This is a genomic window from Qipengyuania sp. L-5Y (genome assembly GCF_056859455.1).
Map to the genome: position 1 here is coordinate 61,831 of NZ_JBSXOM010000028.1, position 25,777 is coordinate 87,607.

A 25,777-nucleotide genomic window follows, 5' to 3' on the forward strand; every position below is an offset into this window, starting at 1 on the left:
ACGTTAAAGCCGCTCAGCGATAGAAGACGTGCGTGTCGATGGTGGCGAGGGCGACCTTGCGGTGGCTCCAGCGCGGCCGCACGTAATTTGCATGGAAGAACAGCGCGTCGCCCGCCTTGCTGTCCCACAGACCGCGATGGGCAATGCGAGCGATCGCTTCTGCCCGTTTCCACGCGGCCGAACCGGTGCGGACCTTGGGCATACGGCCGCCCTTCACGAACGAGAATTGCGAGCGCTGGTAAACCACGCCGCAATAGCTGGAAGGGAACCGGCGATCTTCGGCACGGTTGACGATTACCTGAGCGACGGCAAGCTGACCTTCGAGCGGTTCGCCGCGTGCCTCGAAATAGACGGCACCGGCAAGGCAATGCAGCTCGTCGGAAAGCCGGCCCGCGGTGGGTATGGTCGAAACCAGTTCGCGCAGACTGCTGGCACTGGAGGCGGAATCGGTTGAATCTTCAGCGGGGAGTTCCGCGTCGCCGGGAAGCTCCTGCACTACGGCCTTCTCTACGAAGACGGGCACCACTTCTTCGGTAAGCTGTGCCTCGGTAGCATTCTGATCGGTTGCATGTGCCGCAACCTGGGCATTGGCCCCGGAACCTTCGGCTCCGGCAAGAATAGTAAGGGTAATTGCCGCGATAATCGCGGTGAAACCGGTAGTCTTGCGAATCATTTGTCACTGACAACTAAGCGGTTGGCAGTCTGTCGCAGGTCGGGGTCCTTGGCGCGTTGGTTGCGTCCTGAAATGCGGATCCGTTTACTGGCCTGCCGACCACCCCCCGTCTGCGTGCATGCGTACCGACCCCATTGCCGTCCTACGCCGCCTGCGCATCGAAGTTGAGCGGCCAAATAGTCTCAATTGCAATCAAGTCAAGTTAATGCGCGCCCTGTGCGATGAAGCGTTCTGCGTTTTCGACGTCCAGCTCGATCACCCAGCAATCCGGGTCGGAATTGCGTCTGCGGGCGAGATACTCATCAAAATCGGTTTTGTTTTCAGCATCTTGCTCACGGGTGCAAGTGAAGGCGCGGGAGCCGTCACGCTGCGGCATACGCTCCCAGAGCATTGTATTCGCGCCATTATGTGTGGTTAACACGAGGATGACGCCCGCGTCTTTTTCCCCCTTCTGGATTACCATTCCAAAGCCGCCCGCTGATTCCACGGCGCGCACGAGGCCGGACACTTCCAGATGGGCAGGGAGGCGGGCATCGGACATCGCCCTCAACCTTCGGCCAGATAACCGGGCAGACTGGACAAGGGGATGTGCGAGCGCATGAATGTCCCGGTTCCCCGGCCGATCTCGTCGCCTTCGGCGTCGACCAGCCTAGATTCCGCGACGAATACCCGCTTGCGCCCGCTCACCCAGCGCCCTTCCGCCACCACTTCGCCGATCCGCACCGGCTTGGTGAAATGGAGATTGAACGATGTCGTCAGCAGGAAACGGTCGGAAACGAAGGTGTTCGCTGCATAGAAGCCGGCATCGTCGAGCATCTTGAAATAGATCGTGCCGTGGGCTGCCCCAGCGGCGTGATAGACCTCTTCGGTCACATTGAAGGTGATGCGCGCAGCCCCTTCGCCCGTGATTTCGAGGCGGGATGCGAAGAGTGCATTGACCGGCGCCGAAGCGTAGAGGCTTTCCAGCGCCCGGTGATGGCGCTGTGCCCCGCTGGATGCGGCCCCGGTCATTGCTCCCTCTCTCCCCTAGCGCGGCTCGACCCAGCCGATCGACCCGTCGTGCCGGCGATAGACCATATTGTGGGCCCCGCTACCGGCATTCTTGAACAGCAGACCATTGGCGTTCTGCAGATCCAGCAGCATGACCGCATCGGCAACGCTGCATTCGGGTATCATGGCCTTGGTTTCGGCGACGATGGGCGGGCTGTCCGATGTGACTTCCTCGTCATTGTCGGGTTCGGGCGCTGCCAGGATCGTATAGGCAGCTTCCGTTTCGCGTACCGCGTGAGCGGCCTGTTCGTGACGGTCCTTTATCCGGCGCTTGTACCGGCGCAACTGCTTTTCGATCTTGCTCGCGGCGGCATCGAATGCCTGATGCACATCATGCGCTTCGGCATGACCCTTCAGGATGAGACCCTGCATCACATGAGTCACGATATCGGAGGTGAAGGCGCCACCCGGCCCCTTGCCGAAGGTGACGTGCGATGAAATTGCGCGGTTGAAATATTTATCGACGATGGAGTTCAGTCGATCGTCGACATGTTCCTGCAGGGCGGAGCCAGTGTCGATCTGGTGGCCGGAAACGCGAATGTCCATCTTGTCGTTTTCTCCTTTATCGTCCCCCGTGTGACCCCAACTCTCCGGCCCGTCTGCCGGTTTCCATCTGCCGGGAATCTAGCCCCAGAGAGGGTTTTCGATTCCCGCCATGAATTCCCGATGCCGCGCAAGTTCCGCCTGGCTGGCGAAATGCGGACGCGGTTCGCGCCGCGGCCCCGTGGGAGCCTTTCGCACCGCAACGATAGTCTGTTCGCCAGCGATCTCGGCCATCGCCGCCTCAGCTGCCAGTTCCAATCCGATCTGGCGGCCGCCCTTCAGTTCTACATAGACCTGCGCCAGCAGCTCGGCATCGAGCAGCGCGCCGTGTTTGACCCGGTGGCTGCGATCGATCCCGTAGCGGCTGCACAGCGCATCGAGCGAAAGCTTGGCACCCGGGTGACGCTTGCGCGCAATGGCCACCGTGTCGACCATACGCGTCGTACACACCGGCTCCATGGCGATCAGTGCCAGTTCCGCATTGAGAAAACCGAAATCGAAGCCGGCATTATGCGCGACAAGCGGCGAATCCCCGATGAAGTCGAGCAATTCCTGCGCCACTTCGCGAAACAGGGGTTTGTCCGACAGGAATGCTGCCGAAAGACCATGAACGGCTTCAGCGCCAGCCGGCATGTCGCGTTCGGGATTGAAATAGGCGTGATATGTTGCGCCCGTCGGCACGAGATTGACCATCTCGATGCAGCCGATCTCCACCATTCGGTCCCCCGTCTTGGGATCCAGGCCGGTTGTCTCGGTATCGAATACGATCTCACGCATCCATACTTCTATCGGCCCCGTGACCGCAGATTACAAGGGGGTTACAGCGAGCCTTGCTGCCTTGGCGCAGACTTCAATTCCTCAATCAGCACGCGGACTGCATCTTCCGTCTCGCCAAGGCTGGTGCCGGTATCAATCACATGGTCCGCCCGCTTCCGCTTTTCGCTGTCGGGAGTCTGGATGGCGAGGATCTGGGTAAATTTTTCCTCGGTCATGCCGGGCCGGGCAAGTACCCGTTGCCTCTGTTTTTCAGCCGATGCCGAAACGACCACCACCCGGTCCACTGCAGCGGCGCCACCTTTCTCGAACAGGAGCGGAATGTCGAAGACGACGACCGGCGCTCCCGAATGTTCGATCATGAAGGCCTGACGCTTCTGTGCGACGGCGGGGTGGACGATGGATTCCAGCCGAGCCAATTGTGCGGCATTACCGAAGACCAGCGCGCCGAGCATTTCGCGCGAAACGCCGCTTTCGTCCGTAGTGCCGGGGAACGCATGCTCAATGGCAGCAACCAGTTCGCCGCCGGGTCCCTGCATGGCCCTCACTTCGGCATCGGCATCGAATACGGGCACCCCTGCAGCCTCGAACATGGCCGCTACGGTCGATTTTCCCATGCCGATTGAGCCGGTAAGGCCGATGATGAGGGGGCGGGTCACGCCATAAGTCTTTCCCGCAATTCCCCATCGAATTCACGCGGCGGCTCTATTCCGAAGAAGTGCGTGAATGCTGCGGCCGCCTGCCCGATCAGCATCGCCAGTCCATCGATGGTCTCGAACCCGGCTTCGCGAGCGGATTTCAAAAATGGTGTATCCACGGGGTCCGTGACGATATCGTAAGCAATCGAACCCGGCGGAGCATGACTCCAGTCGAAGGGCAGCGGCGGCTTGCCTTTCATTCCCAGGGGCGAAGCGTTGACGACCAGATCGCAGCAGCCCTTGCGGTCGTCGAAGACGAAGTCCGTGGCCGCAGCAAAGTGGTCGATCTGTGCTGCATGGTGTTCCCCGCTTGGGTCCAGTTCCTCCAGCAGGGCGTCGGCCTTGGCCCGGTCCCGTCCCGCGACGACGAGGGTGAAGCCCTCTCTTGCGAGACCCGAAACGATCGCCCGTGCAGCGCCGCCTGTTCCGATTACTCGCGCCATGCGGAAATAATGCTGCTGGCGAAGTCGATCGGTCAAGGGTTCGAGAAATCCTGCCACATCGGTATTGCGCCCAACCAGCTTTCCATCAGCCGCTTTTACGACGGTGTTCACCGCGCCAACCTGCTTTGCCAGTGGTTCGAGGCGGTCGAGCAGTGGCATGATTGTCTGCTTGTGCGGCATGGTGACATTGCATCCACACCAATCCGAGGCCCTGCGCCTGTCTGCAACATAGTCCGCAAGTCCACCCGCATCGACTTGTGTCGCGCGATAATCGGCTTCCAGCCCCAGCCGTTCTATCCAGAAACCGTGAATCGCGGGCGATTTGGATTGCGCGATCGGATCGCCGATCACCTCGGCATGGCGCGTCACGACAGCAAGGCGCCTTCTTCCCGCAAGGCATCGAGCACCTGCAGTAGGGGCATCCCCAGCACGGTGAACTGGTCTCCCATGATACCGTCGAAGAGCTGCGCGCCCGGGCCTTCTATACGGAATACGCCAACGCACTGGCTTACTGCGGGCCATTCCGCATCGAGATAGGTTTCGATGAACGCGTCGCTCAATTCACGCACATGCAACCTTGCAAAGTCGGACCCGACCCAAAGGATCTGGCCATCACGCGCCAGCGCTGCAGCGCTGTGCAATGTCATTACCCCACCGGAAAAAGACCGCAGATGGTCTGCCGCGTTCTCGCGGCTGGTGGGTTTGTCGAACCGCTTGCCATCAATCTCGACCAGCGAATCCGATCCCAGCACCAGATCGCCGGGCCGGCTTGCGGAAACCGTGGCTGCCTTCGCCGCGGCCAGCGCCTGTGCAATCTCGGCAGGGTCGGCATCGTCCATCTCCGCTTCGAGCGCGCGCTCGTCCACATCTGCCGCTTGCGCGGTAAACGAGACGCCCGCCGCTTCGAGCATCGCCTTGCGCGACGCGCTGTTCGAGGCGAGCACGATGCCGGTTCCGCCGAGTTTCGTCATATGGGCTTTGCTCCCTGGCGCGTACCCCGCGCCTTTCGTTCGTTGTGGAGCCGAATAATCGCGGCGGCAGTTTCCTCGATCGAACGGCGCGTTACATCGATTACCGCCCAGCCATTGTCGGCAAACATGCGGCGGGCGAACTTCAATTCGTCCTTCACGCGCTCGTTATCGACATAGTCGGTTTCCCGTTCCTCGTTCAGAGTAAGCAGCCGGTTGCGGCGGATCTGGATGAGCCGCTCGGGCGCGGTCGTGAGCCCCACCACCATCGGGTTCTGCAATTCGTACAGCTTGGGCGGCGGCGGGCTTTCCACCACCAGCGGAATGTTGGCGACCTTGTACCCGCGATTGGCGAGGTAGATGCTGGTCGGGGTCTTCGAACTGCGCGAGACGCCCGCCAGAACAATGTCCGCTTCCTCCCAGTTCTCCCAGCCGATCCCGTCATCATGGGCGATGGTGAACTGGATTGCCTCGACCCGATTGAAATAAGCCTGGTCCATGGCGTGCTGCCGGCCCGGCCGACCATGCGCTTCCTGGCCGAGCGCCTTCTCCAGCGCCTCCGTCACCCGGTCGAGGATCGGGACGGCGGGCAGACCCAGCTGGCCGCATGCTTCTTCGAGCCTCGTGCGAGTGTCCAGATTGACGAGCGTGAACAATACGAGCCCCGGATTGCCCTTGAGCTCGGGCAGGATCCGTTCGAGATGCTGCCGGCTGCGGACCATCGGCCAGAAGTGGCGTACGACATCGGCATCCTCGAACTGCGCGAGGGCCGCTTTGGCGAGCATTTCGAGCGTTTCGCCGGTCGAATCTGACAGCAGATGGAGATGCACGCGATTGGAGATTTTGGCGGTCCTGCAGCCTGTGGAGAACGGGTGGCATAAACCACGGGAGAAAGCTGGCGACAAGTTCGGGACGAAAAACCCTCCACGAAACGAGTCTTTCACGGGCCGATTCCCGCACAGCAAATCCGATTTATGCGCAGGGGTGGGGACAGCGAGGATAAGTTTGACTCGACTCAACACGGCGGGCGAGTCGCATTGCAGAGGTTGCCCTTTGCAGCGCGGGAGAAATCGGGCAGGGGCCAGTTATCCCTGAAATCCACAGGGCCAACAGACTCCTTCAACCTCTATATAAATAATATTATTTATTGGATTGGACTCATCGATGCCCGGTCTTCTTCTCGATACGCTTAACGGCAAGCGCGGTGCGCAGGTGCCTCTCTGGCTCATGCGCCAGGCTGGTCGTTACCTGCCCGAATATCGCGCGCTGCGGGCGGAAAAGGGCGGCTTTCTCGCCATGGCCTACGACAGCGAAGCGGCTTGCGAAATCACCTTGCAGCCGATCGACCGGTTTGGCTTCGACGGGGCGATCCTGTTTTCCGATATCCTGATCGTGCCGCACGCTCTGGGGCAACATCTGGAATTTCTGGCGGGCGAGGGTCCCAAGCTGTCGCCGCCGCTGGTCGATGCAGCACTCGATGCCCTGACCTGCGACCGTTCGCGCTACGATCCGATCTACGAAACCGTCCGGCGCTGTCGCCAGCGACTTCCAGATGGTGTGACGATGCTTGGTTTTGCAGGCAGCCCCTGGACGGTAGCGACCTACATGGTGGCGGGCGAGGGCAGCCGCGACCAGCACAATGCCCGGGCCATGGCTTATCGCGATCCAGCCAAGCTCGACGCGATCCTGGATGCGATCGTGGGCGAAACGATCGAATATCTTTCGGGACAGATCGATGCTGGCGCCGAAGCGGTCCAACTATTCGACAGCTGGGCAGGCAGTCTTGCACCCGACGAATTCGAACGGCTGGTGATTGCGCCGAATGCGCGGATCGTCGCCGCACTGCGTGCACGCCATCCCGATACGCCGGTGATCGGTTTCCCGAAGGGGGCAGGGGAGAAATTGCCGGCCTACGCCCGCGAAACCGGGGTGCAGGCGGTGGGAGTGGATGAAACGATCGACCCGAACTGGGCGGCCCGCGAATTACCCGCCGGCATGCCCGTGCAGGGCAATTTCGATCCGCTGCTGCTGCTCGCCGGCAGCGATCGGCTGGAGCCACGCGTCCGGTTGATCCTCGAAGCCTTTGCAGACCGCCCGCATGTTTTCAATCTCGGTCACGGGATAGACCGGCGCACCCCGATCGAACATGTCGATCGGCTGATTGCGACGGTTCGTAGTTTCAAGGGGTGACGAGGGCGTGAGCGGTCATTACATGTTCGGGCAATGCAGGATGTCCTCGCCATGACCTACTACTGGCTGAAGGCCGGCCACATCATTTTCATGGTGTTCTGGATGGCCGGTCTGTTCATGCTGCCCCGTCAGATGATCTATCTGCATGCAGCGGCGCCCGGATCCGAAGAATCGGCTCTGTGGGCGAAAAGGATGGGTCTGCTGCGAAAGGTGATCCTCACACCCAGCCTGATCGTTGTCTGGGTTCTGGGCCTGCTTCTGGCGATGTCGATCGGTGCATGGGACCAGGGATGGTTCCACGCGAAATTGTTGTTTGTGGTGCTTCTGACGGCGTTCCACGGCATAATGGTTGCACGATCCAAGAAGATGGCAGCGGGCGAGCGCCCGATGACGGTAAAACAATTGCGGATCTGGGGTGAATTTCCCGGGATCGCGCTCGCCATCATCGTCGTGCTGGTTGTCGTCAAACCGTTCTGAGCTTCGGTACGTCGCTTTGTGAATTGACGCCCCCCTGACGCGGGCGTAACTGCGCATCATCAACCGGCTACGGGCTTCGCATCCTGACGAGGCCGGGTCTGCTTTCTCCAAGCCCCTACCGACCCGCCGGCCATCCCAACCGAATACCGAGTATAACCACATGCATCTTAAAGACCTCAAAGCAAAAGCTCCGGCAGATCTGGTCGCGATGGCCGAAGAACTGGGCGTCGAAGCGGCGGGCACAATGCGCCGCCAGGATCTCATGTTCTGCATCCTGCGCGAACTTGCGGACGATGAAGAATACAATGAAGAAATCATGGGCATCGGCACGATCGAAGTGCTGCAGGACGGCTTCGGCTTCCTGCGTTCGCCCGAAGCGAATTACCTTGCCGGCCCGGACGATATCTACGTTTCGCCCAACCAGATCCGCAAATGGGGCCTGCGCACCGGCGATACGGTCGAAGGCCAGATCCGCGCACCTCAGGAAGGCGAGCGCTATTTCGCCCTGACCGGCCTGACTTCGGTCAATTACGAAGATCCGGCCAATGTGCGCACACGCACCAATTTCGACAATCTCACGCCGCTCTATCCCGAAGAAAAGCTGACGCTCGATACGCTCGATCCGACGGTGAAGGACAAAAGCGCGCGGGTGATCGACATCATCTCGCCGCAGGGCAAGGGCCAGCGCGCGCTGATCGTTGCGCCGCCACGCACCGGTAAGACCGTGCTGCTGCAGAACATCGCCAAGGCGATTACCGACAACCATCCGGAAGTCTTCCTGCTGGTGCTGCTCGTCGACGAGCGCCCGGAAGAAGTCACCGACATGCAGCGCAGCGTGAACGGCGAGGTCATCTCCTCGACCTTCGACGAACCGGCCAATCGCCACGTCCAGGTCGCGGAAATGGTCATCGAAAAGGCCAAGCGCCTGGTCGAACACAAGAAGGATGTCGTCATCCTGCTCGATTCGATTACCCGTCTCGGCCGTGCCTACAACACCGTGGTTCCCAGCTCGGGCAAGGTGCTGACCGGCGGTGTCGATGCGAACGCCCTGCAGCGGCCCAAGCGTTTCTTCGGTGCGGCGCGTAATATCGAGGAGGGCGGTTCGCTTTCCATCATCGCCACGGCGCTGATCGATACCGGCAGCCGCATGGACGAGGTTATCTTCGAAGAATTCAAGGGCACGGGTAACTCCGAAATCGTGCTTGATCGCAAGGTCGCCGACAAGCGCATCTTCCCCGCTCTCGACGTCGGCAAGTCCGGCACGCGCAAGGAAGAACTGCTGGTCGAGAAGGACAAGCTCTCCAAGATGTGGGTCCTGCGCCGTATCCTCATGCAGATGGGCACGATCGATGCGATGGAATTCCTCCTCGACAAGATGAAGGATTCCAAGACCAACGAAGATTTCTTCGCCAATATGAACCAGTAAATACAACCATTTGCGGTTAACGACCTGTTAGACACGTCGGACGTATCAGTTGCTGCAAGGAAGATTTATGCAGCAACTGATTTACGTTTCATACGCGAGCTACGATTTCCAGTCGGGCGATGTATTCAAGATCATCGAGACGTCCGCGCGGAACAATCCCACGCGGGATGTGACCGGTTTCCTGGTCTACGCCCACGACACATTCGTTCAGTTCGTCGAGGGTCCCGCCGCGTCGCTCGACGCCTTGCTTGACGATCTCAAGGCCGACAGCAGGCACGAGCGCCTCGAGGTTCTGGAACGCCGGGAAGGGCGCGGGCGCTGTTTCCCGAACTGGCGGATGGAGCGGCTGGCCGTATCTGGCGGTGACGCCCGGATGCTCGAGCAGAAACTGCGGCAGACCGAAATTTCGCAGGCGACGATAGCGCGTCTGGTCGAAACCGTCATGACACCGCGCATGACTGCGTAAGATCCTGATACCTCAGGCTTTCTGACGCTCCAGCATCGCCGCCATCTGTTCCCAGACCTTGTTGACGGCCTTCAGCGGCCGCACCATCACCTTGAAGTCGGCGATCATGCCATCCTTATCGAAGCGGATGAGGTCGATGCCATTCACGTGGATGCCATCCATCTCGGTCGTGAATTCGAGCATCGCGTTATCGCCATCGACGAGCTCGCGTACATATTCGAAACTGTCGTTGCCGAGCGTCTGCCCGGCCGCCGCTAGATAGGCGACCACGATCTGGCGACCTTCCTGCGGCGTATGCACGACCGGCGAATGGAATACCGCGTCTTCGCGGATGATCGCTGCCAGTGCGTCCGGCGCGCTGCCTTCTTCGATGACCTTGTGCCACTTATGCAAGCCGAGTTCTGCGCTCATGCTACCTCCCTGAACGTGTCCGCACGCGCGGCTGCCCAGGCTTTGGCATAGGGGGTGGATTCGGGAGAGTCGAGCAGCTGGCCGGGTTCGAGGAAGCGATAGAGATGCTCGAAACTGTCCGACTGCACCCCGTTGATCCGCTCCGACATCAGATGCGGCGCGATCTGCCAGGGATTATCGAGTCCCATGGCGATCACCATTTCGCGGAAGGAATGCAGCGTATGCCGCTGGAAGCGTGTTACGCGTTCGGCCTTTTCCATGGGTACGAGCCCGCGCTGCCGGGTCGAATCCTGCGTGGCGACGCCGGTAGGGCAGGCATCGGTATGGCATTTGAGCGATTGGACGCAGCCGAGCGCAAACATGAAGGCGCGGCCGGCATTGCAGAAATCCGCGCCGAGCCCGAAATTCATCGCCATGCCCGCGCCGGAATGCACCTTTCCCGCCGCCGCCAGCTTTATCTCGGGCTTAAGCCCAGAGCCGACCAGAGCGTTGCGAACCAGGATCAACCCTTCGCGCAAAGGCATGCCCACCCGGTTCGAAAATTCGACCGGCGCTGCACCCGTGCCGCCTTCTGCGCCATCGACGACGATGTAATCGAGCACGATGCCGGTTTCCCGCATCGCCTTTATCACGGCAAAGACTTCGTGCGGCTTGCCAACACAGAGTTTCATGCCGATCGGCTTGCCTCCGGAAAGAGCGCGCAGTTTTGCGGCCCATTCCAGCATGCCGATCGGTGTCGAAAAGGTCGAATGCGCCGCGGGTGAAATGCAATCCGTGCCCACGGCCACGCCGCGTGCTTCGGCGATTTCTTCCGTTACCTTGGTGCCGGGCAATACACCGCCGTGACCCGGCTTCGCGCCTTGGCTGATCTTGATTTCGATCATCTTGACCTGGTCGTCGCGTGCATTGTCGGCAAACCGGTCCGGGTCGAACGATCCGTCGTCCTTGCGGCATCCGAAATAGCCGCTGCCGATTTCCCAGACGAGGTCCCCGCCATGCGAACGGTGATAGCGCGAAATGCCGCCTTCGCCCGTGTCGTGGTAGAAATTGCCCGCCGCTGCGCCCTTGTTCAGGGCCATGATCGCATTGGCCGACAGCGATCCGAAACTCATTGCCGAGATGTTGAGCAGCGCCGCGGAGTAGGGTTTGTCACACTGGCTGCTGCCCACATCGACCCGCCATTCCGCGGGTACATCGGCATTCGGTGTCATCGAATGGGCAAGCCACTCGTATTCGTCCGAATATACGTCCAGTTCCGTGCCGAATGGGTGGCTGTCGAGCTGGCCCTTCGATCGCGCATAGACCAGCGCACGCTGCTGGTGGTTGAAGGGCCGCCCTTCGAGGTCACCCTCTACCAGATAGGCCCGCGCATAGGGGCGCAGGTCTTCCATCATCCAGCGCACATGGGCGAGCAGCGGATAATTCCGCCACAAGGTATGGCGGCGCTGACAGAAGTCATACACCGCCACGACCAGTAACGGGATCGTGAAGACCAGGCCCCAGCGCAGTGATCCGACCATACCGAACAGGGCGGTCAGCAGCACGACGACCAACGTCGGGCCAAACCGCATGAACAGTTCGGACGATTCGCGCATATGCGCGAGATTGCGCATCAGCCGAGGTGTTCGGCGAAGAACTCTGCCGTACGCTTGTCGGCCAGCTGCGCGGCATCTTCGCTACGCCGCTTGCCGAATTCGGTGGCAAAGCCGTGGTCCAGTCCTTCATAGTCGTAGAGCGTCACCTTGGGATGATCGTCCAGACCGTCATGCATTGCTTTCTGCGTGTCCTTGTCGACAAAGCCGTCTTCGGTCGGAATATGCAGCATCAGCGGATTGGCGATGGCATTCTTCTCGCGCAGCAATTCGTCGATACCAACCCCGTAATAGCCGACCGTGGCGTCCGCATCGGTTCGCGCTGCGGTCATATAAGCCAGGCGGCCGCCAAGGCAGTAGCCGACGGCACCGACCTTCTTCACACCTTCGCGTTCGCGGATGTGATGAATGGTCGCCTCTATATCGCGAATGCCCTGATCCTGGTTGAACTTGCCCATCAGGTCGAGCGCGCGCTGGAATTCCGGTTCGACATCGGGGTCGAGTTCGATGCCCGGCTCGAGCCTCCAGAACAAATCCGGCGCAACGGCAAGATAGCCGTCTTCTGCCAGCTTGTCGCATTTGCGGCGGATGCCGGCATTCACCCCGAAGATTTCCTGGATCACGACGATGGCAGCCTTCGGCGTGTCCGCAGGACGCGCGACATAGGCGTCGAATTCTTCATTGTCGGTCAGGCTCGTTACGGTGACGGTTTCGCTCATGGGCGGGGGGCTCCCTCGATTTGATTGGTGTCTGTGCTTGCGTGACGCGGTGTGCGGACCCAAATAGGATCTCGCATACCATAACGGAGGAAACGCGATGAAGGTCCATGTCGAAATCGATTGCACGCCTGAAGAGGCGCGGACTTTCATGGGTCTTCCCGATGTGGGCAAGGCGAACGCCGTTTATGTCGACATGATGTCGAAAGCGATGAAGGGCGTGAGCAGCACCGATCAGCTGCAGGAATATGCCAAGCAGCTCGCCCCGATGGGGCAGGCCGGCTTCAAACTGTTCCAGAGTTTCATGGAAGGGGCCAACGCCGGTCGATCTTCGTCGCAGAGCAAGCCTTCAGATAGCGACTGAGGTTTACTCGCCCGATGGCTGACACGATTTACGCGCTGTCCAGCGGCGCGCCACCTGCAGGCATCGGCGTTATACGGATCAGTGGTCCTCTGGCAGGGGAAGCTCTGTCGCGAATGGCAGGTGGTCTTCCGCCAGCCCGCTCGCCCCGGTTGCGGATAGTGCGGAATGGCGAGGGTGATGCGCTGGATCAGGCGCTGGTGATGTGGTTTGCGGGACCGAACACGGCCACGGGTGAGGATCTTGCGGAAATTCATTGCCACGGGGGGCGGGCGGTGGTTGCGGCCCTTCTTGCGGCATTGTCCAGTATCGACGGGTTACGGGAAGCGGAACCGGGTGAATTCACCCGCCGCGCCTTCAGCAATGGCCGTATCGATCTGGCTGAAGCCGAGGGTCTGGCCGATTTACTTTCAGCTGAAACCGAATTGCAGCGCCGCGGTGCGCTGCTCGCAGCCGGGGGAGATTTGTCCCGCCGCATTGAAGGATGGCGGGACCGTGTACTTGGCCTTGCCGCGTCAATCGAAGCGGTGATCGATTTCGCGGATGAGGATGATGTATCGCTTCCTGCATCCTTTTCACGTGAACTCGACGAACTGATTGGCGAAATCCGGGCGACATCGCAGCGACCGGCGACCGAGAGGTTGAGGGACGGCATTCGCGTCGTGCTTGCGGGCCCGCCAAACGCCGGAAAATCGTCGCTATTCAACGCATTGCTGTCCGACGATGCGGCCATCGTGACGAGTGAGGCCGGGACCACGAGGGATGTCCTTGAACGCCCGGTTTCTATCGGCGGCGTACCCCTCGTTTTGGTCGATACAGCCGGTATGCGCGATAGCGGCGCAGGTGCGATCGAAGAGATGGGCATCGAACGCGCGCGCAAGGAGGTTGCGAATGGGCACATTGTTCTGTGGCTCGGCGCTCCGGATGAGCTGCCCGTTGGCGCGATCCAGATCAGCGCGAAATCCGACCTTGGGGCAGGGCAATCGGAAGGCTTGGAAGTTTCGGCTGTAACTGGATTTGGCTTATCTGAATTGACGGACATGCTGGTTGAGAAAGCGCAGGAAATTTTACCTCCGGTCGATCAGATCGCCTTCAATCGCAGGCAGCGGGAATGGGCCCAGACCGCGGCGCAGAGCCTGGAGGCTGTAGATACACATTCGGATTTGTTGATCGCTGCCGAGAATCTCAGGGCCGCGCGGCGGGCGCTTGATCGTCTGGTCGGTCGGGATTCCACGGAAGAGATGCTCGACGCTTTGTTTGGTCGGTTTTGCATCGGTAAATAGTGTTTCACGTGAAACATGGGCCTTTGACGCGCAAGCGTGCCTTCAGTAAAGCGCCTGCATGCACCAGTTCGATGTAGTTGTAGTCGGTGGCGGTCACGCCGGCGTCGAAGCAGCCTGCGCTGCTACGCGCACGGGTGCGCGCGTTGCGCTTGTCTCGCTTGATATCGACAAGGTCGGGTCGATGAGTTGCAACCCGGCTATCGGCGGCTTGGGCAAAGGTCATCTGGTTCGGGAGGTGGATGCTCTTGACGGAGTCATCGGACGGGCCGCGGATGCTGCGGCGATTCATTATCGCATGCTCAATCGGTCCAAGGGCAGCGCGGTATGGGGCCCCCGTGTACAGGCGGACCGGCATCTGTTTCACCAGGCCGTCCAGCAGGTGGTTCGCAAGGACCCCTTGCTCGAACTGGTAGAGGGAGAGGTAGCCGCACTCCGGTTGGAGGGAGATCGTGTTGCCGGAATTGATCTGGCGAGTGGCGACAGGCTCGAGGCTTCCGCGGTAATATTGTGCACGGGCACGTTCCTCGGCGGCGTTCTTTATCGAGGGGAAGAGCGGTTCGAAGGCGGCCGTATCGGGGAGGGCGCAGCGCACCGGCTCGCTTCACAGATGCGGGATGCAGCGCTTCCCATGGGCCGGCTAAAGACTGGCACACCGCCCCGGCTGGATGGTCGGACCATCGACTGGGCGCGTCTGGAAGAGCAAGCTTCGGACGAGGAAGTCTGGACGATGAGTGCGCTTTCTACCCGGCGCGTCAATCCGCAGATTTTCTGCGCTATCACGCGCACCAACGAACGCGCTCATGATATTATTCGCGCCAATCTCGATCGGTCGCCGCTTTTCTCTGGGGCTATCGGCGCTGCGGGCCCCCGTTATTGTCCGTCGATCGAAGACAAGATTCACCGCTTTGCCGATCGGGATGGTCACCAGGTTTTCCTCGAACCGGAGGGGCTGAATACCAGTCTCGTTTATCCCAACGGCATCTCTACCTCGCTGCCTGCGGACGTGCAGTTAGCTATGCTGCGGGAGATGGATGGTCTGGGAAGGGTCGAGATGGCGGTTCCAGGCTACGCCGTCGAATACGATCATATCGATCCGCGCGCTCTCTTGTCATGTCTTGAGTCACACGCGATCCCCGGTTTGTATTGTGCGGGCCAGATTAACGGGACAACCGGTTATGAAGAGGCGGCCGCGCAGGGTCTGGTCGCTGGGATGCACGCTGCCGCGCGTGTAACTGGCGGTGACGCCGTCCAGATGGATCGGTCCAATTCTTACATCGCGGTTATGCTGGATGATCTGACCCTGCAGGGCATTACCGAGCCATATCGTATGCTGACGTCGAGGGCGGAATATCGCTTGCGGCTCCGTGCGAGCAATGCGGATACGCGGCTCACCCCCTTGGGTATCGCCAGTGGGATCGTTGGCGCAGAACGGGCGGAATGGTATGAACGACGTGAAGAGCTCAGGGTGCGCTATTCCCGGCAGTTCGAGGCTCCGCTTCATTCGAAAACACTGGCAGATGCGGGGTTTCACGTGAAACGTGATGCGGGCCCCCGTCCGGTTTCGGAATGGATTGGCGGCGGTCATGCTACTCTGGAAGAACTGCGGCCATGGATCGGCGAGGTTGATGCGTCGGATCCTCTGGCCGTCGAGATGGCGGAAGACGCTTTCTATGCTCCGTACCTTTCGCGGCAGGATGCGGAGTTGGCCGATTTGCGCGCGAACGAAGCGCAATTTCTGGCCAGCGACTTTCCCTTCCATCAGGTTCCTGGCCTGTCGAATGAAATGATAGAGCGGCTCTCACGGGCGAAGCCGGAGTCCCTCGCAGCTGCCGGTAGGATTCGCGGTGTCACGCCCGCAGCCATGGCGGCTTTGCTCGTTCATGCGCGCAAGCTGGAAAGCAGAGCGGCATGATCACCAACGAAGATCAGGCAAAGCACTACGTGTCCGATCTGTGTGACGCCGCTGCTATGGACAAACTCGAAACACTCACCACTGAGCTGGTGCAGGAGAACGAGCGTCAGAATCTTGTTGCACGTGCAACATTACAAACAGTGTGGCAGCGGCACATCGCGGACTCGGCCCAACTCCTGAATTGGGGCGGGGGTGAATCCGCGTGGCTCGACCTCGGCAGTGGGGCCGGTTTCCCCGGTCTTGTGATTGCCGCCATGCGCCCTCAACTGTCGGTTGTGCTCGTTGAATCGCGCAAGCGACGGGTGGATTGGCTTGAGCGCATGATCGCCGAGCTCGACCTGCAGAACTGTCGTGTAGAAGGCGCCCGTCTCGAGAGTGTGGAGGCCTTCCCTGCCAGCACAATCTCTGCCCGGGCCTTTGCGCCTCTGGATCGGTTGCTCGCGTTATCCGCACGCTTCTCCACAAAGGATACCTTTTGGGTGTTGCCGAAGGGGCGGTCTGCATCGCAAGAAGTAAAAGACCTGCCGAAGAATCACGGTAAGATGTTTCACGTGGAACAATCTCTCACCGATCAGGACGCAGGAATTGTCGTCGGCCGCGGACAATGGAGCAAGAATCAATGATCACCATCGCCATAGCCAACCAGAAGGGCGGGGTGGGCAAGACGACCACCGCGATCAATATCGCCACAGCGATGGCGGCAACCGGGTGGAAAACGCTGCTGATCGATCTCGATCCTCAGGGCAATGCTTCGACGGGCCTCGGGGTTGCCAGTTCCGCACGTGAAAATACCAGCTACGATCTTCTCCTTCAGCAGGCGACATTGTCCGAATGCGCCCAACCGACCGAAATTCCCGGATTGGACATCGTACCGGCCACGCAGGATCTTTCCGGCGCCGAAGTCGAACTGGTTTCCGTCGACGATCGAACCGCTCGCCTCACGCATGCACTTCATCAACAAACTCCCGGTGGTTTCACCGGTTACGACGTTTGTTTTATCGATTGCCCACCGTCGCTGGGGCTTTTGACACTCAACGCCCTGTGTGCTGCTGATACCCTGCTCGTCCCCCTGCAGTGCGAGTTCTTCGCCTTGGAAGGGCTCAGCCAGCTCCTTCAGACCGTTGAGCGGGTTCAACAGGGTTTCAATTCCTCGCTGGGCATCGTCGGTGTCGTTCTGACAATGTTTGATCGACGCAATCGCCTGACCGACCAGGTTGCCGACGATGTTCGCGATTGTCTCGGCAATCTCGTTTTCGAGAGTGTAATCCCGCGCAATGTCCGCCTGTCGGAAGCACCGAGCCATGGCATGCCAGCTCTCGTCTATGACCACAACTGCCCGGGCAGCCGTGCTTATATCGGCCTCGCTCGCGAACTTATCGGGCGTTTGCCTGAAAATCGGAAAGCCGCATGAGCCAGACACACGCTGAACGAGGAGCGCATCCTATCGACCGCAAGAAGAAGCTCGGCAAAGGTCTTGGTGCCCTGCTGGGGGAAACGCGTCGCGAGGAACCGCTGGTGGCGCGGGAATCCAGTAACGACAGTAATCAGTTGATGCCGGACAGTTCCGGGCGCGCAACCATGTCGGAAGGCCTGGCTTCGATCCCGGTGGCCGACATCGAACCGCTACCCGGACAGCCCAGAACCCGCTTCGATGAGGAAGCGCTAGATTCGCTCGCGTCGTCCATCGCCGAGCGCGGTGTGATTCAGCCCATCATCGTATCGCCGCTGGGCAGGGGGCGTTACCGCATCGTCGCCGGCGAACGCCGCTGGCGCGCTGCGCAAAGAGCGCGGTTGCACCAGATCCCGGCACTCGTCCGTGAACTCGACCAACGCGAGGTCATGGCTCTCGCCCTCATCGAGAACCTTCAGCGCGAGGACCTCAACCCTGTCGAAGAAGCGCGAGCCTATCAGAAGCTCGCGGACGACGAGGGCATGACCCAGGCTGAAATTGCCAAGCTGGTCGACAAGTCGCGCAGCCACGTCGCAAATTTTCAACGTCTCTTGGCGCTCCCGGAATCCGTGCTTACCTTTCTGGCAGAAGGTTCGCTCTCCATGGGCCACGCGCGCGCACTTATCGGGCGCGACGATGCGCCGGAGATGGCTCAAAAGGCTGTCTCCGAAGGCCTTTCCGTCCGTCAGATGGAAGCCCTGACGCGAAAACCGCGTAAGAGTGGCAGTGGCGAAAAGGCGCGACCGGAGCAGACAGCGGAGGGAAATGCGGATATCTCGGCCGTGCAGGGGCATCTCGAAGAATTCCTCGGCATGCCGGTAAAGATTACCACGGATGCCACACCGAACACCGGAAGCGTGACAATCCGGTATCGCACACTAGATCAATTAGATCTGATCTGTCAGAGACTTACGGGCGGAGACATCTAGCAGGGCAGCGCGCCAACGCGCCCTCAAACCCTTTGTTTACCCTAATGGTGCAGTACGGGTCACTACTGACCTGCTATGGCACTTCCCATTCGCCTTTGTCCGATTTTGATCGGCGCGGCAGCTCTCGGCGCTGCTCACACTCCCGCTGAGGCGCGGGAAAATGCGGCCGATCTCCAGGTCAATGTGGCAATCGTCGACGGGTGCACCGTCACGACTACAGACGTCGCATTTGGCTTGATCATCGGAACGAGAGGAACCCTGCGCTCCACAGGTGCGGTCGATGTTCAGTGTACCGCCAATCTCGATTTTGCGATCTCCATGGACCGTGGCCAGCACAGCCAAGGCATCAATCGCCGAATGCGCAATGCGACGAGCGGTGCGTACATGCGATACAATCTCTACTCCGATCCAGCCTATTCCCGCCGCTGGACCGATCAACGTGCAGGGCAGGTTCGCGGCAATTCAGGCTCGACCGGATCGATCGCTTTTCCCGTCTATGGCGAACTGACCTTCGACGGGTCTGCTGTGACCGGACGCTATGAAGACAGCGTCACAGTAACCGTCGAATTCTAGCGCATCTCTCCCGCCACACCTTTTTGCCACTCGTAAAATCAATACTTTAGTGGAGAGATCCGCTCGGACGCGCTGTCAATCCGAACCCCCGCGGGCTGCTTAACGGAATCTATACCGCCGGTAAGTATTTTCCGAATCACCCGCTTGGAACAGGGTTTAGGAGATCAACAAATGCGTAAGATTATTCTGGTCGCCGCCAGTGCTGCCGGTGTGGTCGCTGCAACGCCCGCCGTTGCTGGTACCAACTCGGCCACTCTGACCGTCACCGCCGAAGTCCTCGAATCATGCGAGGTAAGCGACGCTACACTGGCTTGGACTGGACTTGGCGTGCTCAACGGCGCCAACCACGATACCAGCACCTCGATGTCGCTCACCTGCACTGACGGTTCCGACTTCAACGTAACTATGGGTGCAGGCGGGAACGCCGTTTCGGGCCAGCGCTACATGGCCGGCTCGGGCACGGACAAGATTCCGTACAGCCTCTATCTCGGTGTTCCTGCTTCGGGCACGCTTCTCGCGGTCAACAATGCCATCGCGGCTGGAACCGGGACTGGCAGCGCGCAGACGCTCACTATCGGCGGTCGCATTCCTTCGACTGCAGGCAACGTAGCGGCCGACACTTATTCGGACTCGGTTGCCGTCACGGTTACCTTCTGATCCTCGTCCGGCGGGTTTCGGCCCGCCGGTCGCCACTCCGGATAGCCAATCATGAAAACATGTCTCGCAGCCATACTGGCTACTGCTTCCCTCATACCGTCTAGCGGAGTGCTTGCCCAAGAGGCGCCAGCCAACGCTGCCTCATCGGCTCCGTCGGCGCGCGTAACGGTAGCGCCGCTCCGCCTCGAGATGGACGGTGAGAAAATGCAGGAGACGCTCCGGGTTATCAATCCTTCGGATCGACCGATCGGTATCCAGGTCAGGGCATTCGACTGGACACAATCCGATGGCGAAGATGTCTATGCTCCCACGACGGATGTACTCGTTTCACCGGCGATCGTGGTCATTCAGCCCGGCGATACGCAATTCTTTCGCGTACAACGCCGCGCGCTCCCGCCTGAGGGTGAACGCCGTTATCGAGTGGCGATTGATCAGCTACCTGATCCCGAGCAGGCACAAAGCGGCACTGCGATGACGCGTATCCGTTTTACTATTCCAATGTTCGTGGACCGAGCGGCGGCAAGCCCCGCCGATCTAGAATGGACCGTTAATGGCGATACGTTGCGCGTCGCAAATCGCGGTCAGCAATCCGCTCGTATGGTTAGTTTGGCCCTTACCAATACGGTTAATTCACCGGTCGAAATCGATGGAGCGTCGCTCCATTACGTGCACGGCGGCTCATGGCTCGAATGGAAGCTGCCAGCGGGGTGTCCCACAGGACCGCTAACCCTTCAGGCGCGTATCGAGGGCGACACGCAGCGTGTCCAGGTCCCTGTTATCTGCAGCTAAATCATTCGCTGCGGCTTGGCTGGTTGCGACGGGCGTCTTCATGGCGCCCGTCAGCCTGTTCGCCCAAGCGAACGATCCGTTTGCGATCGAAAGGGATCTCACTCTCAAGAGTGCCGTGGAGGCCGAAAAAGATGGGCCCGGGCTGAGTGCGATCTTTGTCGACGGCGTTGAGCAAAAACGCATGGTCGACCTCAAGTGGATCGATGGTGAGCTTGCCATTCTGGCCGAATCCGCAGCGGCTGCTGGCCTACCTATAGAAGAGGAAAGTAGCGGATATCTCAAACTCAAGACAATGCAGATAGCCCGGTTCGAATTCGACCGGATTACCCAGCAGCTCACGGTAAAGAGATATCGAAAAGGCGATGGGCCCAACGACGTAAATGTTGCGCGGCGCAACTATGACCCCGGAGAGATGTCGCCTCTCCTCGCCGGGATCGTCGATTACAGCCTGACCGCCACCCGATCCGGTGGCAAAAGCGATTTGGGCGCATATGTCGCGCCACGGGTGACTTACGGAAATCTCATCCTTGGCAGTGCCTTCACCTATCGCACGAACGTAGACGCTTCGGAGGACAAATTGGTTCGCCTCAACACAACGGCGACACTTGCCCTGCCCGAAAAGGCTCTTCTGATCAGCGCTGGCGACGTGATAACCCTGGGTAGCGAAGTGCAGCGCCCGCTCCGGGTTGGCGGCATACAGATCGGCTCAGATTTCGCGCTCAGGCCAGATCTCATCACCAATCCGCTGCCACAATTTCAAGGGCAGGTGGCAGTACCGACATCCGTCGATCTTATCGTCAACGACCGCCGCTTCCAGTCTTCGGAGATCGAGGCGGGCGAGTTTCGCGTCCACAACATCCCGATGGCCGCAGGGCGTGGCGAAGTGTCCGTCGTCTTGCGCGATGAACTTGGGCAGGAGACGGTCCAGACAGCGCGAATATATACCGCCCCGGAAATGCTGGACAAAGGCCTCAGCCAGTGGGGGGCGGCCATAGGCTGGATCCGACGAAGATTCGGTACACGTAGCAATGACTATCGAGACCTTGTCGGAACGTTCTACGTCCGAAGAGGACTGACAAGGTCACTCACCGTCGGCATGTCCGGCGAAGCAGGGGTAGGACTGTGGAATGTGGGCGCCCACGCGCAAGGCACGATTGGCGCGCTAGCCATGCTTTATGGCGAGGCGCGGTACAGCCGCACTTCTCGTGAAATGGGAGCTCTGTTGAAGTTCGGTGCCGAATCGGTCGGGAGGGGTGTCTCCGGCCGTGTAGAGGCAGTGCTGCCGACCAAAGGATATCGCGACATTGCGGCCCAGTCCGGCGACGGCCCGGTCCCCAGACAATTCATAGGGTCTTTGGATTTTGACCTTGCCGATTCAACACGATTTCAGTTCTCTGTAGCTCGCCTGTCGAGGCCTTTCGATCCGTCGCAACTGATTTCGGCGGAGAAAACAACCGTTCTGCGCGCGGCGGCGCGTCATGAACTGACCGACCAGATGACGCTCGCAGCCGATGTCAGCTTTCGCAAGTCCGCGGGCCGTAGTGAACTTGTGGCGGGGCTCAATCTCAACATGAGGTTCGGGCCGCGCACGAGCGCCAGCGCATCGTTGCAGCACACGGCGGCGGAGACTGTGGCCGCACAGCTCAGCTATTTCCGGCCAGATACCGAAATCGGCGAGTTCGGCTATGCCGCACATGCGAGGGTCGGCGAGCGTTCGCGGTATGCGGGGACGGTTGCTTATCGCGCGCCGTTTGCGCGCGTGGCAGCGGATGCCGAATATGCGGCGGGGAATGTTGCCGCGCGCGTGCGAGCGGAAGGATCGCTGGTCATCGCCGACAAGCGAATCTTTGCGCGAGACAGGGCATCGGATGCCTATGCGTTGGTGCGCACCGGCAACGTGGGGGGCGTTACGGTGACCCATGAGCATCGGGAAGTCGGCCGTTCGGACGACAGCGGGCGGCTGCTGGTTACGCGCATCACCCCTCTCGTACCGATGCAGTTCGATATCGCCCCCGACAAGCTTCCTTCGGCCGCCGTAGCAAGGTCCACATTCCGCAGGATGCAGGCATCGCGCGGTGGCGTGGTTCTGGTCGATATGGACATAGAGGCGTATCGGTCCGTGCTGATGCGAGTAATCGATGAACGCGGCGAACCGTTACCGGTCGGCAGCACCATCGTGGCCTTGCCATCGGGCCGTGAATACATGGTCGCGTTTGATGGACTGGTGGATTTTAACGGCCTGTCCACTGATGACTGGATAGCCCTTGGTTCAGATGTGCGCGACAATTGCCGGACTGCCTTGCCGAAATTGGATCCCGACAGCTTTGAAATGCCCGAACTTGTGGCGCATTGCACATCACGCGCCATCGCGCTCAAGGATTAGTTGCCCGATGTACGCTCGCGGTAAATTACTCGTTGAGGCACCGAAACGGTAACCGGCACCAGCATGTACTGCCCGGGCTGAACGTACTGAACGCTTCCCGCTTCGGCGGTTACACTGCGCATGTAATCGTCGAGATAGGCCTCACATTGCCCGTAGCTGTCGCTGCGCGATCGGTTGCGATCGTCGATGGCATCGCCGACGGCCATGCCTGCCGCAACGCCTGCGCCTGCACCGATGATCGTGCCTGGGGTGCGATTGCCCGCGCCGGCGATGCGGTTGCCCAGAACGCCTCCGGCGACGCCCCCGATCAAGGCACCCATAACCTTTCCGCGCTCGCTTTCATTGTCATACGTGTCCAGGCGAGCGCGGCATTCATCCAGCCAGGCAGAGCGATCGAAGGCAACAACCCGACCACCCGCCGGCAGATAGGTCGCGGCATTGTAAGTGGTCGTCCCCGGGACATTATCCGTCCGACTGGTACCAGCAGGCGCCGGCGCGCTACGGGACGCATCGCGATAGATCACGGGAGCGGGCCCTGCTGCCGGTGTTGGCGTGGTAACGAAATCGGCACCTGTGCGGGCAGGGATGGAGCGAGCCGCCGGCACGGTTTCATTGCCAGCATAGGCTGAATCCGACGGATCGATCGTCTGGATCGTCGGACTGCTCACGAAGACGGGGGCTGCGTTGCTCTGCACAGCTTGTGCGGCTTCCGCTGCGTCCTCTGTCACCGTTTCCGTGACGACATCATCATCGAGTTCCGGCAAGGGCTGTGCGAATTCATACTGCCCGACCTCATAGGGTATGGTGCTCTGTGCCAAGGCGCCGAACGGAATCAACGCCAGACTGGAGACAGTAAGAACAATGGCGGCGCGGGCGTTCATGATGCGTGCTCCTTCGGGCGACTCGGCTCGAGCCCGTTCGTGATCGCCATTCGTTAGCAGCCGCCAACCCGCGCGCAAAAGCGCGCTCGCGGGTGTGCCGTGATGGGGCAGGGGTTGTCAGATCCGCGTAGATAACATGGCTGCGACGGCCTCGATGCCCGCGGCGTCTTCAGAGTCGAAGCGGGCCGGTTTCGGACTGTCGAGATCGATCACCGCAATGACATGGCCATCGCGCGCAACGGGCACAACGAGCTCCGAATTGGTTACCGCATCGCAGGCGATGTGCCCGGGAAAGGCGTGTACATCTTCTACGAGTTGAGTCTTGCCTTCGCTCGCAGCTATGCCGCAGACACCCTGACCGAGCGGAATGCGGATGCAGGCCGGTCGACCCATGAAGGGGCCAAGCACCAATTGCACGTCCACGACCCTGTAAAAGCCCGACCAGTTCAAATCCGGCAGGAAATCCCACAACAAGGCCGCGATATTCGCCATATTGGCCACCGCGTCCGGTTCGCCCGCGGTCAGCGCATCGGCTGCATCGAGCAGCTGGCGGTAGGTTTCGGGCTTGGGCGTATCGGGAGCAGGGCGAAAATCGTACATGCCGGGCGATGTAGCGGCGAACTGGCGGCTCGCAAGCCCCATTGCTCCGCGGCGCGCGGTCGCTTATCCGGTGCGCATGAGTATTCTCAAGAAACTGGGCATCGCGCTCGTTGTCATCCTGCTGGTCGTTGCCGTCGCGGGTTATTTCCTCACACGCGGTGATACGGCCGATGTTCCGTTCGATGATGTCGTCGGGACCGACCCGACATTGCAGGAAGCGAATGCGGAAAGCATTCCCACTGTCGCGGTCGCCAAGCCGGTGGGATGGGCTGCCAACGAAGTTCCCGCCGCTGCAGAAGGGCTTGCAGTCAACCGGTTTGCGGAAGGGCTGGATCATCCGCGTACCCTGCGGGCACTGCCAAATGGCGACATCCTCGTTTCGCTGACCCGCGCCCCGAAGAGCGAAGAGAGCGGCGGTATCACCGGATGGATTGCCAATCTGCTGATGTCGCGCGCAGGTGCCACTGGAGAATCGCCGAACCAGGTCGTTCTGCTTCGCGATGCGGACGGCGATGGCAAGGCCGAAATTCGCCAGGTACTGCTGGATGGCCTCAACTCTCCATCCGGTCTGGCCTGGGGTGATGGCACGCTCTACGTCGCCAACAACGACGCTGTGCTTGCCTATCCTTACGAGCTGGGGGCCACTCGTGTATCGGGCCAACCACGCAAGATCGCCGATCTTGCGCCTGGGGGCGGACACTGGATGCGCAACCTGGCGCTGCATCCCGACGGCAATCGCCTCTACGCGGCTGTCGGTTCGGATACGAACATTGCTGACAAAGGTCTCGAAGCCGAAGAAGGCCGTGCGTTGATCTGGGAAATCGACCTCGAGACTGGCCGCCAGCGCATGTTCGCAGGCGGCTTGCGAAATGCCAATGGACTCGATTTCAGCCCATGGTCGGGAGAATTATGGACCACCGTCAACGAACGCGACATGCTCGGTTCTGACCTGGTGCCGGATTATCTCACCAATGTGCCGATCGGCGCGAATTACGGTTGGCCGTGGGTTTATTACGGCAACAACTTCGATCGCCGCGTGAAATATCCGATCCCTGAATATATCAATTACGTTCGTACCCCCGAATATGCCCTGGGACCGCACGTGGCTGCCCTCGGTTTTGTCTTCAGTAAGGAAGGCGCAAAGATGGGCGACAGGTTCGGCAGCGGCGCATTCGTCGCCCAGCATGGATCTTGGAACCGCAAGCCGCCGTCGGGCTATGACGTCGTCTATGTTGCATTCGACGAGCGCGGGAACCCTACCGGTAAGCCCGTGCCCGTACTGACCGGCTTCCTCAAAGACGATGGGACGACGCGCGGCCGCCCGACCTGGGTCGAATGGGCGAGCGATGGGTCTCTGCTCGTGTCCGACGACACCGCGGGAATCATCTGGCGTGTCTTCGCTCCCGGTGCACAGGGGCAGGGCGCAATCGGTCGGATCACCGGTGACCGTTTGCCCCCGCAGCGCGAACTGCGGGGACAGGAAGCTACCTTCGGTGCAGACGATTACGCGCGCCGGGTGACGGCGGAATAGC

The 25,777-nt window shown here is 60.4% G+C and carries 29 protein-coding genes; 15 read left to right on the top strand and 14 right to left on the bottom strand.

Annotation, left to right across the window (positions count from 1 at the left end; all coding sequences use genetic code 11):
• Window positions 1-13: 13 nt before the first annotated feature.
• From AC13F2_RS07770 to AC13F2_RS07810, 9 genes are all read right to left on the bottom strand, one after another.
• Window positions 14-673 (bottom strand): cell wall hydrolase, encoded by a 660-nt coding sequence (locus tag AC13F2_RS07770; protein WP_222826902.1) that lies wholly within the window; start codon window positions 671-673, stop codon window positions 14-16.
• A 202-nt stretch (window positions 674-875) separates the two neighbouring features.
• Window positions 876-1,214, bottom strand: a complete 339-nt coding sequence (locus AC13F2_RS07775) for a DUF1491 family protein (protein WP_482965004.1) — start codon at window positions 1,212-1,214, stop codon at window positions 876-878.
• Window positions 1,215-1,219: 5 nt separating this feature from the next.
• On the bottom strand, window positions 1,220-1,684 hold the full coding sequence (locus AC13F2_RS07780; RefSeq protein WP_196847265.1) for a PaaI family thioesterase: 465 nt from the start codon (window positions 1,682-1,684) through the stop codon (window positions 1,220-1,222).
• 15 nt (window positions 1,685-1,699) lie between these two features.
• Window positions 1,700-2,269 (bottom strand): ribosome hibernation-promoting factor, HPF/YfiA family, encoded by a 570-nt coding sequence (hpf, locus tag AC13F2_RS07785; RefSeq protein WP_103024742.1) that lies wholly within the window; start codon window positions 2,267-2,269, stop codon window positions 1,700-1,702.
• Between the two features lie 78 nt (window positions 2,270-2,347).
• On the bottom strand, window positions 2,348-3,043 hold the full coding sequence (dnaQ, locus tag AC13F2_RS07790; protein ID WP_103024741.1) for a DNA polymerase III subunit epsilon: 696 nt from the start codon (window positions 3,041-3,043) through the stop codon (window positions 2,348-2,350).
• A gap of 41 nt (window positions 3,044-3,084) precedes the next feature.
• The gene (gene coaE, locus AC13F2_RS07795) at window positions 3,085-3,699 is read right to left on the bottom strand and encodes a dephospho-CoA kinase (RefSeq protein WP_482965005.1); all 615 of its coding nucleotides are present in this window, start codon (window positions 3,697-3,699) and stop codon (window positions 3,085-3,087) included.
• Window positions 3,696-4,550, bottom strand: a complete 855-nt coding sequence (aroE, locus tag AC13F2_RS07800) for a shikimate dehydrogenase (RefSeq protein WP_375245662.1) — start codon at window positions 4,548-4,550, stop codon at window positions 3,696-3,698. Before aroE ends, coaE begins: the two co-directional genes overlap by 4 nt.
• Window positions 4,547-5,152, bottom strand: a complete 606-nt coding sequence (locus AC13F2_RS07805; RefSeq protein ID WP_482965006.1) for a Maf family protein — start codon at window positions 5,150-5,152, stop codon at window positions 4,547-4,549. The genes aroE and AC13F2_RS07805 overlap by 4 nt, the downstream gene beginning before the upstream one ends.
• Entirely contained in the window at window positions 5,149-5,934 is a 786-nt protein-coding gene (locus AC13F2_RS07810; protein WP_234003251.1) for a pyruvate, water dikinase regulatory protein, read from the bottom strand. The genes AC13F2_RS07805 and AC13F2_RS07810 overlap by 4 nt, the downstream gene beginning before the upstream one ends.
• A gap of 379 nt (window positions 5,935-6,313) precedes the next feature.
• Between AC13F2_RS07810 and hemE the strand changes: the two genes are divergently transcribed.
• The 4 genes from hemE (at window position 6,314) to AC13F2_RS07830 (ending at window position 9,708) form a co-directional block, all read left to right on the top strand.
• A complete protein-coding gene (gene hemE, locus AC13F2_RS07815) occupies window positions 6,314-7,339 on the top strand; it encodes a uroporphyrinogen decarboxylase (RefSeq protein WP_482965007.1) in 1,026 nt (341 codons plus the stop codon).
• 33 nt (window positions 7,340-7,372) lie between these two features.
• The gene (locus AC13F2_RS07820; RefSeq protein ID WP_482965008.1) at window positions 7,373-7,816 is read left to right on the top strand and encodes a CopD family protein; all 444 of its coding nucleotides are present in this window, start codon (window positions 7,373-7,375) and stop codon (window positions 7,814-7,816) included.
• 160 nt (window positions 7,817-7,976) lie between these two features.
• Complete coding sequence (gene rho, locus AC13F2_RS07825) at window positions 7,977-9,242, top strand: transcription termination factor Rho (protein WP_103024735.1); 1,266 nt, start codon at window positions 7,977-7,979, stop codon at window positions 9,240-9,242.
• A gap of 67 nt (window positions 9,243-9,309) precedes the next feature.
• The gene (locus AC13F2_RS07830) at window positions 9,310-9,708 is read left to right on the top strand and encodes a BLUF domain-containing protein (RefSeq protein WP_482965009.1); all 399 of its coding nucleotides are present in this window, start codon (window positions 9,310-9,312) and stop codon (window positions 9,706-9,708) included.
• 12 nt (window positions 9,709-9,720) lie between these two features.
• Here AC13F2_RS07830 and AC13F2_RS07835 read toward each other — a convergent pair whose 3' ends face one another.
• The 3 genes from AC13F2_RS07835 to AC13F2_RS07845 are packed head-to-tail and all read right to left on the bottom strand — an operon-like array spanning window position 9,721 to window position 12,430.
• Window positions 9,721-10,119: a nuclear transport factor 2 family protein gene (locus AC13F2_RS07835; protein WP_482965010.1), complete on the bottom strand. Its 399-nt coding sequence runs from the start codon at window positions 10,117-10,119 to the stop codon at window positions 9,721-9,723.
• Window positions 10,116-11,732, bottom strand: coding sequence for an FMN-binding glutamate synthase family protein (locus AC13F2_RS07840; RefSeq protein ID WP_482965011.1), 1,617 nt, complete (start codon window positions 11,730-11,732; stop codon window positions 10,116-10,118). The genes AC13F2_RS07835 and AC13F2_RS07840 overlap by 4 nt, the downstream gene beginning before the upstream one ends.
• On the bottom strand, window positions 11,732-12,430 hold the full coding sequence (locus AC13F2_RS07845; protein WP_196847272.1) for a dienelactone hydrolase family protein: 699 nt from the start codon (window positions 12,428-12,430) through the stop codon (window positions 11,732-11,734). Before AC13F2_RS07845 ends, AC13F2_RS07840 begins: the two co-directional genes overlap by 1 nt.
• A gap of 97 nt (window positions 12,431-12,527) precedes the next feature.
• Between AC13F2_RS07845 and AC13F2_RS07850 the strand changes: the two genes are divergently transcribed.
• The 10 genes from AC13F2_RS07850 (at window position 12,528) to AC13F2_RS07895 (ending at window position 22,764) form a co-directional block, all read left to right on the top strand.
• A complete protein-coding gene (locus AC13F2_RS07850) occupies window positions 12,528-12,791 on the top strand; it encodes a DUF6489 family protein (RefSeq protein WP_196847273.1) in 264 nt (87 codons plus the stop codon).
• A 14-nt stretch (window positions 12,792-12,805) separates the two neighbouring features.
• Entirely contained in the window at window positions 12,806-14,071 is a 1,266-nt protein-coding gene (gene mnmE, locus AC13F2_RS07855; protein WP_482965012.1) for a tRNA uridine-5-carboxymethylaminomethyl(34) synthesis GTPase MnmE, read from the top strand.
• Between the two features lie 58 nt (window positions 14,072-14,129).
• On the top strand, window positions 14,130-15,983 hold the full coding sequence (mnmG, locus tag AC13F2_RS07860; RefSeq protein WP_482965013.1) for a tRNA uridine-5-carboxymethylaminomethyl(34) synthesis enzyme MnmG: 1,854 nt from the start codon (window positions 14,130-14,132) through the stop codon (window positions 15,981-15,983).
• Window positions 15,980-16,606 carry a 16S rRNA (guanine(527)-N(7))-methyltransferase RsmG gene (gene rsmG, locus AC13F2_RS07865; protein ID WP_482965014.1) on the top strand — a complete coding sequence of 209 codons (627 nt, stop codon included), beginning with the start codon at window positions 15,980-15,982 and terminating at the stop codon, window positions 16,604-16,606. Before mnmG ends, rsmG begins: the two co-directional genes overlap by 4 nt.
• On the top strand, window positions 16,603-17,394 hold the full coding sequence (locus tag AC13F2_RS07870; protein ID WP_103024727.1) for a ParA family protein: 792 nt from the start codon (window positions 16,603-16,605) through the stop codon (window positions 17,392-17,394). Before rsmG ends, AC13F2_RS07870 begins: the two co-directional genes overlap by 4 nt.
• A complete protein-coding gene (locus tag AC13F2_RS07875) occupies window positions 17,391-18,362 on the top strand; it encodes a ParB/RepB/Spo0J family partition protein (RefSeq protein WP_482965015.1) in 972 nt (323 codons plus the stop codon). Before AC13F2_RS07870 ends, AC13F2_RS07875 begins: the two co-directional genes overlap by 4 nt.
• Before the next feature lie 75 nt (window positions 18,363-18,437).
• The gene (locus AC13F2_RS07880) at window positions 18,438-18,935 is read left to right on the top strand and encodes a Csu type fimbrial protein (RefSeq protein ID WP_221596813.1); all 498 of its coding nucleotides are present in this window, start codon (window positions 18,438-18,440) and stop codon (window positions 18,933-18,935) included.
• A gap of 171 nt (window positions 18,936-19,106) precedes the next feature.
• The gene (locus tag AC13F2_RS07885; protein WP_158246662.1) at window positions 19,107-19,592 is read left to right on the top strand and encodes a Csu type fimbrial protein; all 486 of its coding nucleotides are present in this window, start codon (window positions 19,107-19,109) and stop codon (window positions 19,590-19,592) included.
• 51 nt (window positions 19,593-19,643) lie between these two features.
• The gene (locus AC13F2_RS07890) at window positions 19,644-20,381 is read left to right on the top strand and encodes a fimbrial biogenesis chaperone (protein ID WP_482965016.1); all 738 of its coding nucleotides are present in this window, start codon (window positions 19,644-19,646) and stop codon (window positions 20,379-20,381) included.
• A gap of 40 nt (window positions 20,382-20,421) precedes the next feature.
• Entirely contained in the window at window positions 20,422-22,764 is a 2,343-nt protein-coding gene (locus tag AC13F2_RS07895) for a fimbria/pilus outer membrane usher protein (RefSeq protein WP_482965017.1), read from the top strand.
• Here the strand turns inward: AC13F2_RS07895 and AC13F2_RS07900 are convergent.
• Entirely contained in the window at window positions 22,761-23,645 is an 885-nt protein-coding gene (locus AC13F2_RS07900; protein WP_482965018.1) for a glycine zipper 2TM domain-containing protein, read from the bottom strand. The two genes, AC13F2_RS07895 and AC13F2_RS07900, sit on opposite strands and share 4 nt — an antisense overlap.
• Before the next feature lie 117 nt (window positions 23,646-23,762).
• Entirely contained in the window at window positions 23,763-24,245 is a 483-nt protein-coding gene (locus AC13F2_RS07905; protein ID WP_482965155.1) for a GAF domain-containing protein, read from the bottom strand.
• Between the two features lie 76 nt (window positions 24,246-24,321).
• Here AC13F2_RS07905 and AC13F2_RS07910 point away from each other — a divergent pair, with 76 nt between their 5' ends.
• Window positions 24,322-25,776: a PQQ-dependent sugar dehydrogenase gene (locus AC13F2_RS07910; protein ID WP_482965019.1), complete on the top strand. Its 1,455-nt coding sequence runs from the start codon at window positions 24,322-24,324 to the stop codon at window positions 25,774-25,776.
• The last annotated feature ends 1 nt before the right edge of the window (window position 25,777 follow it).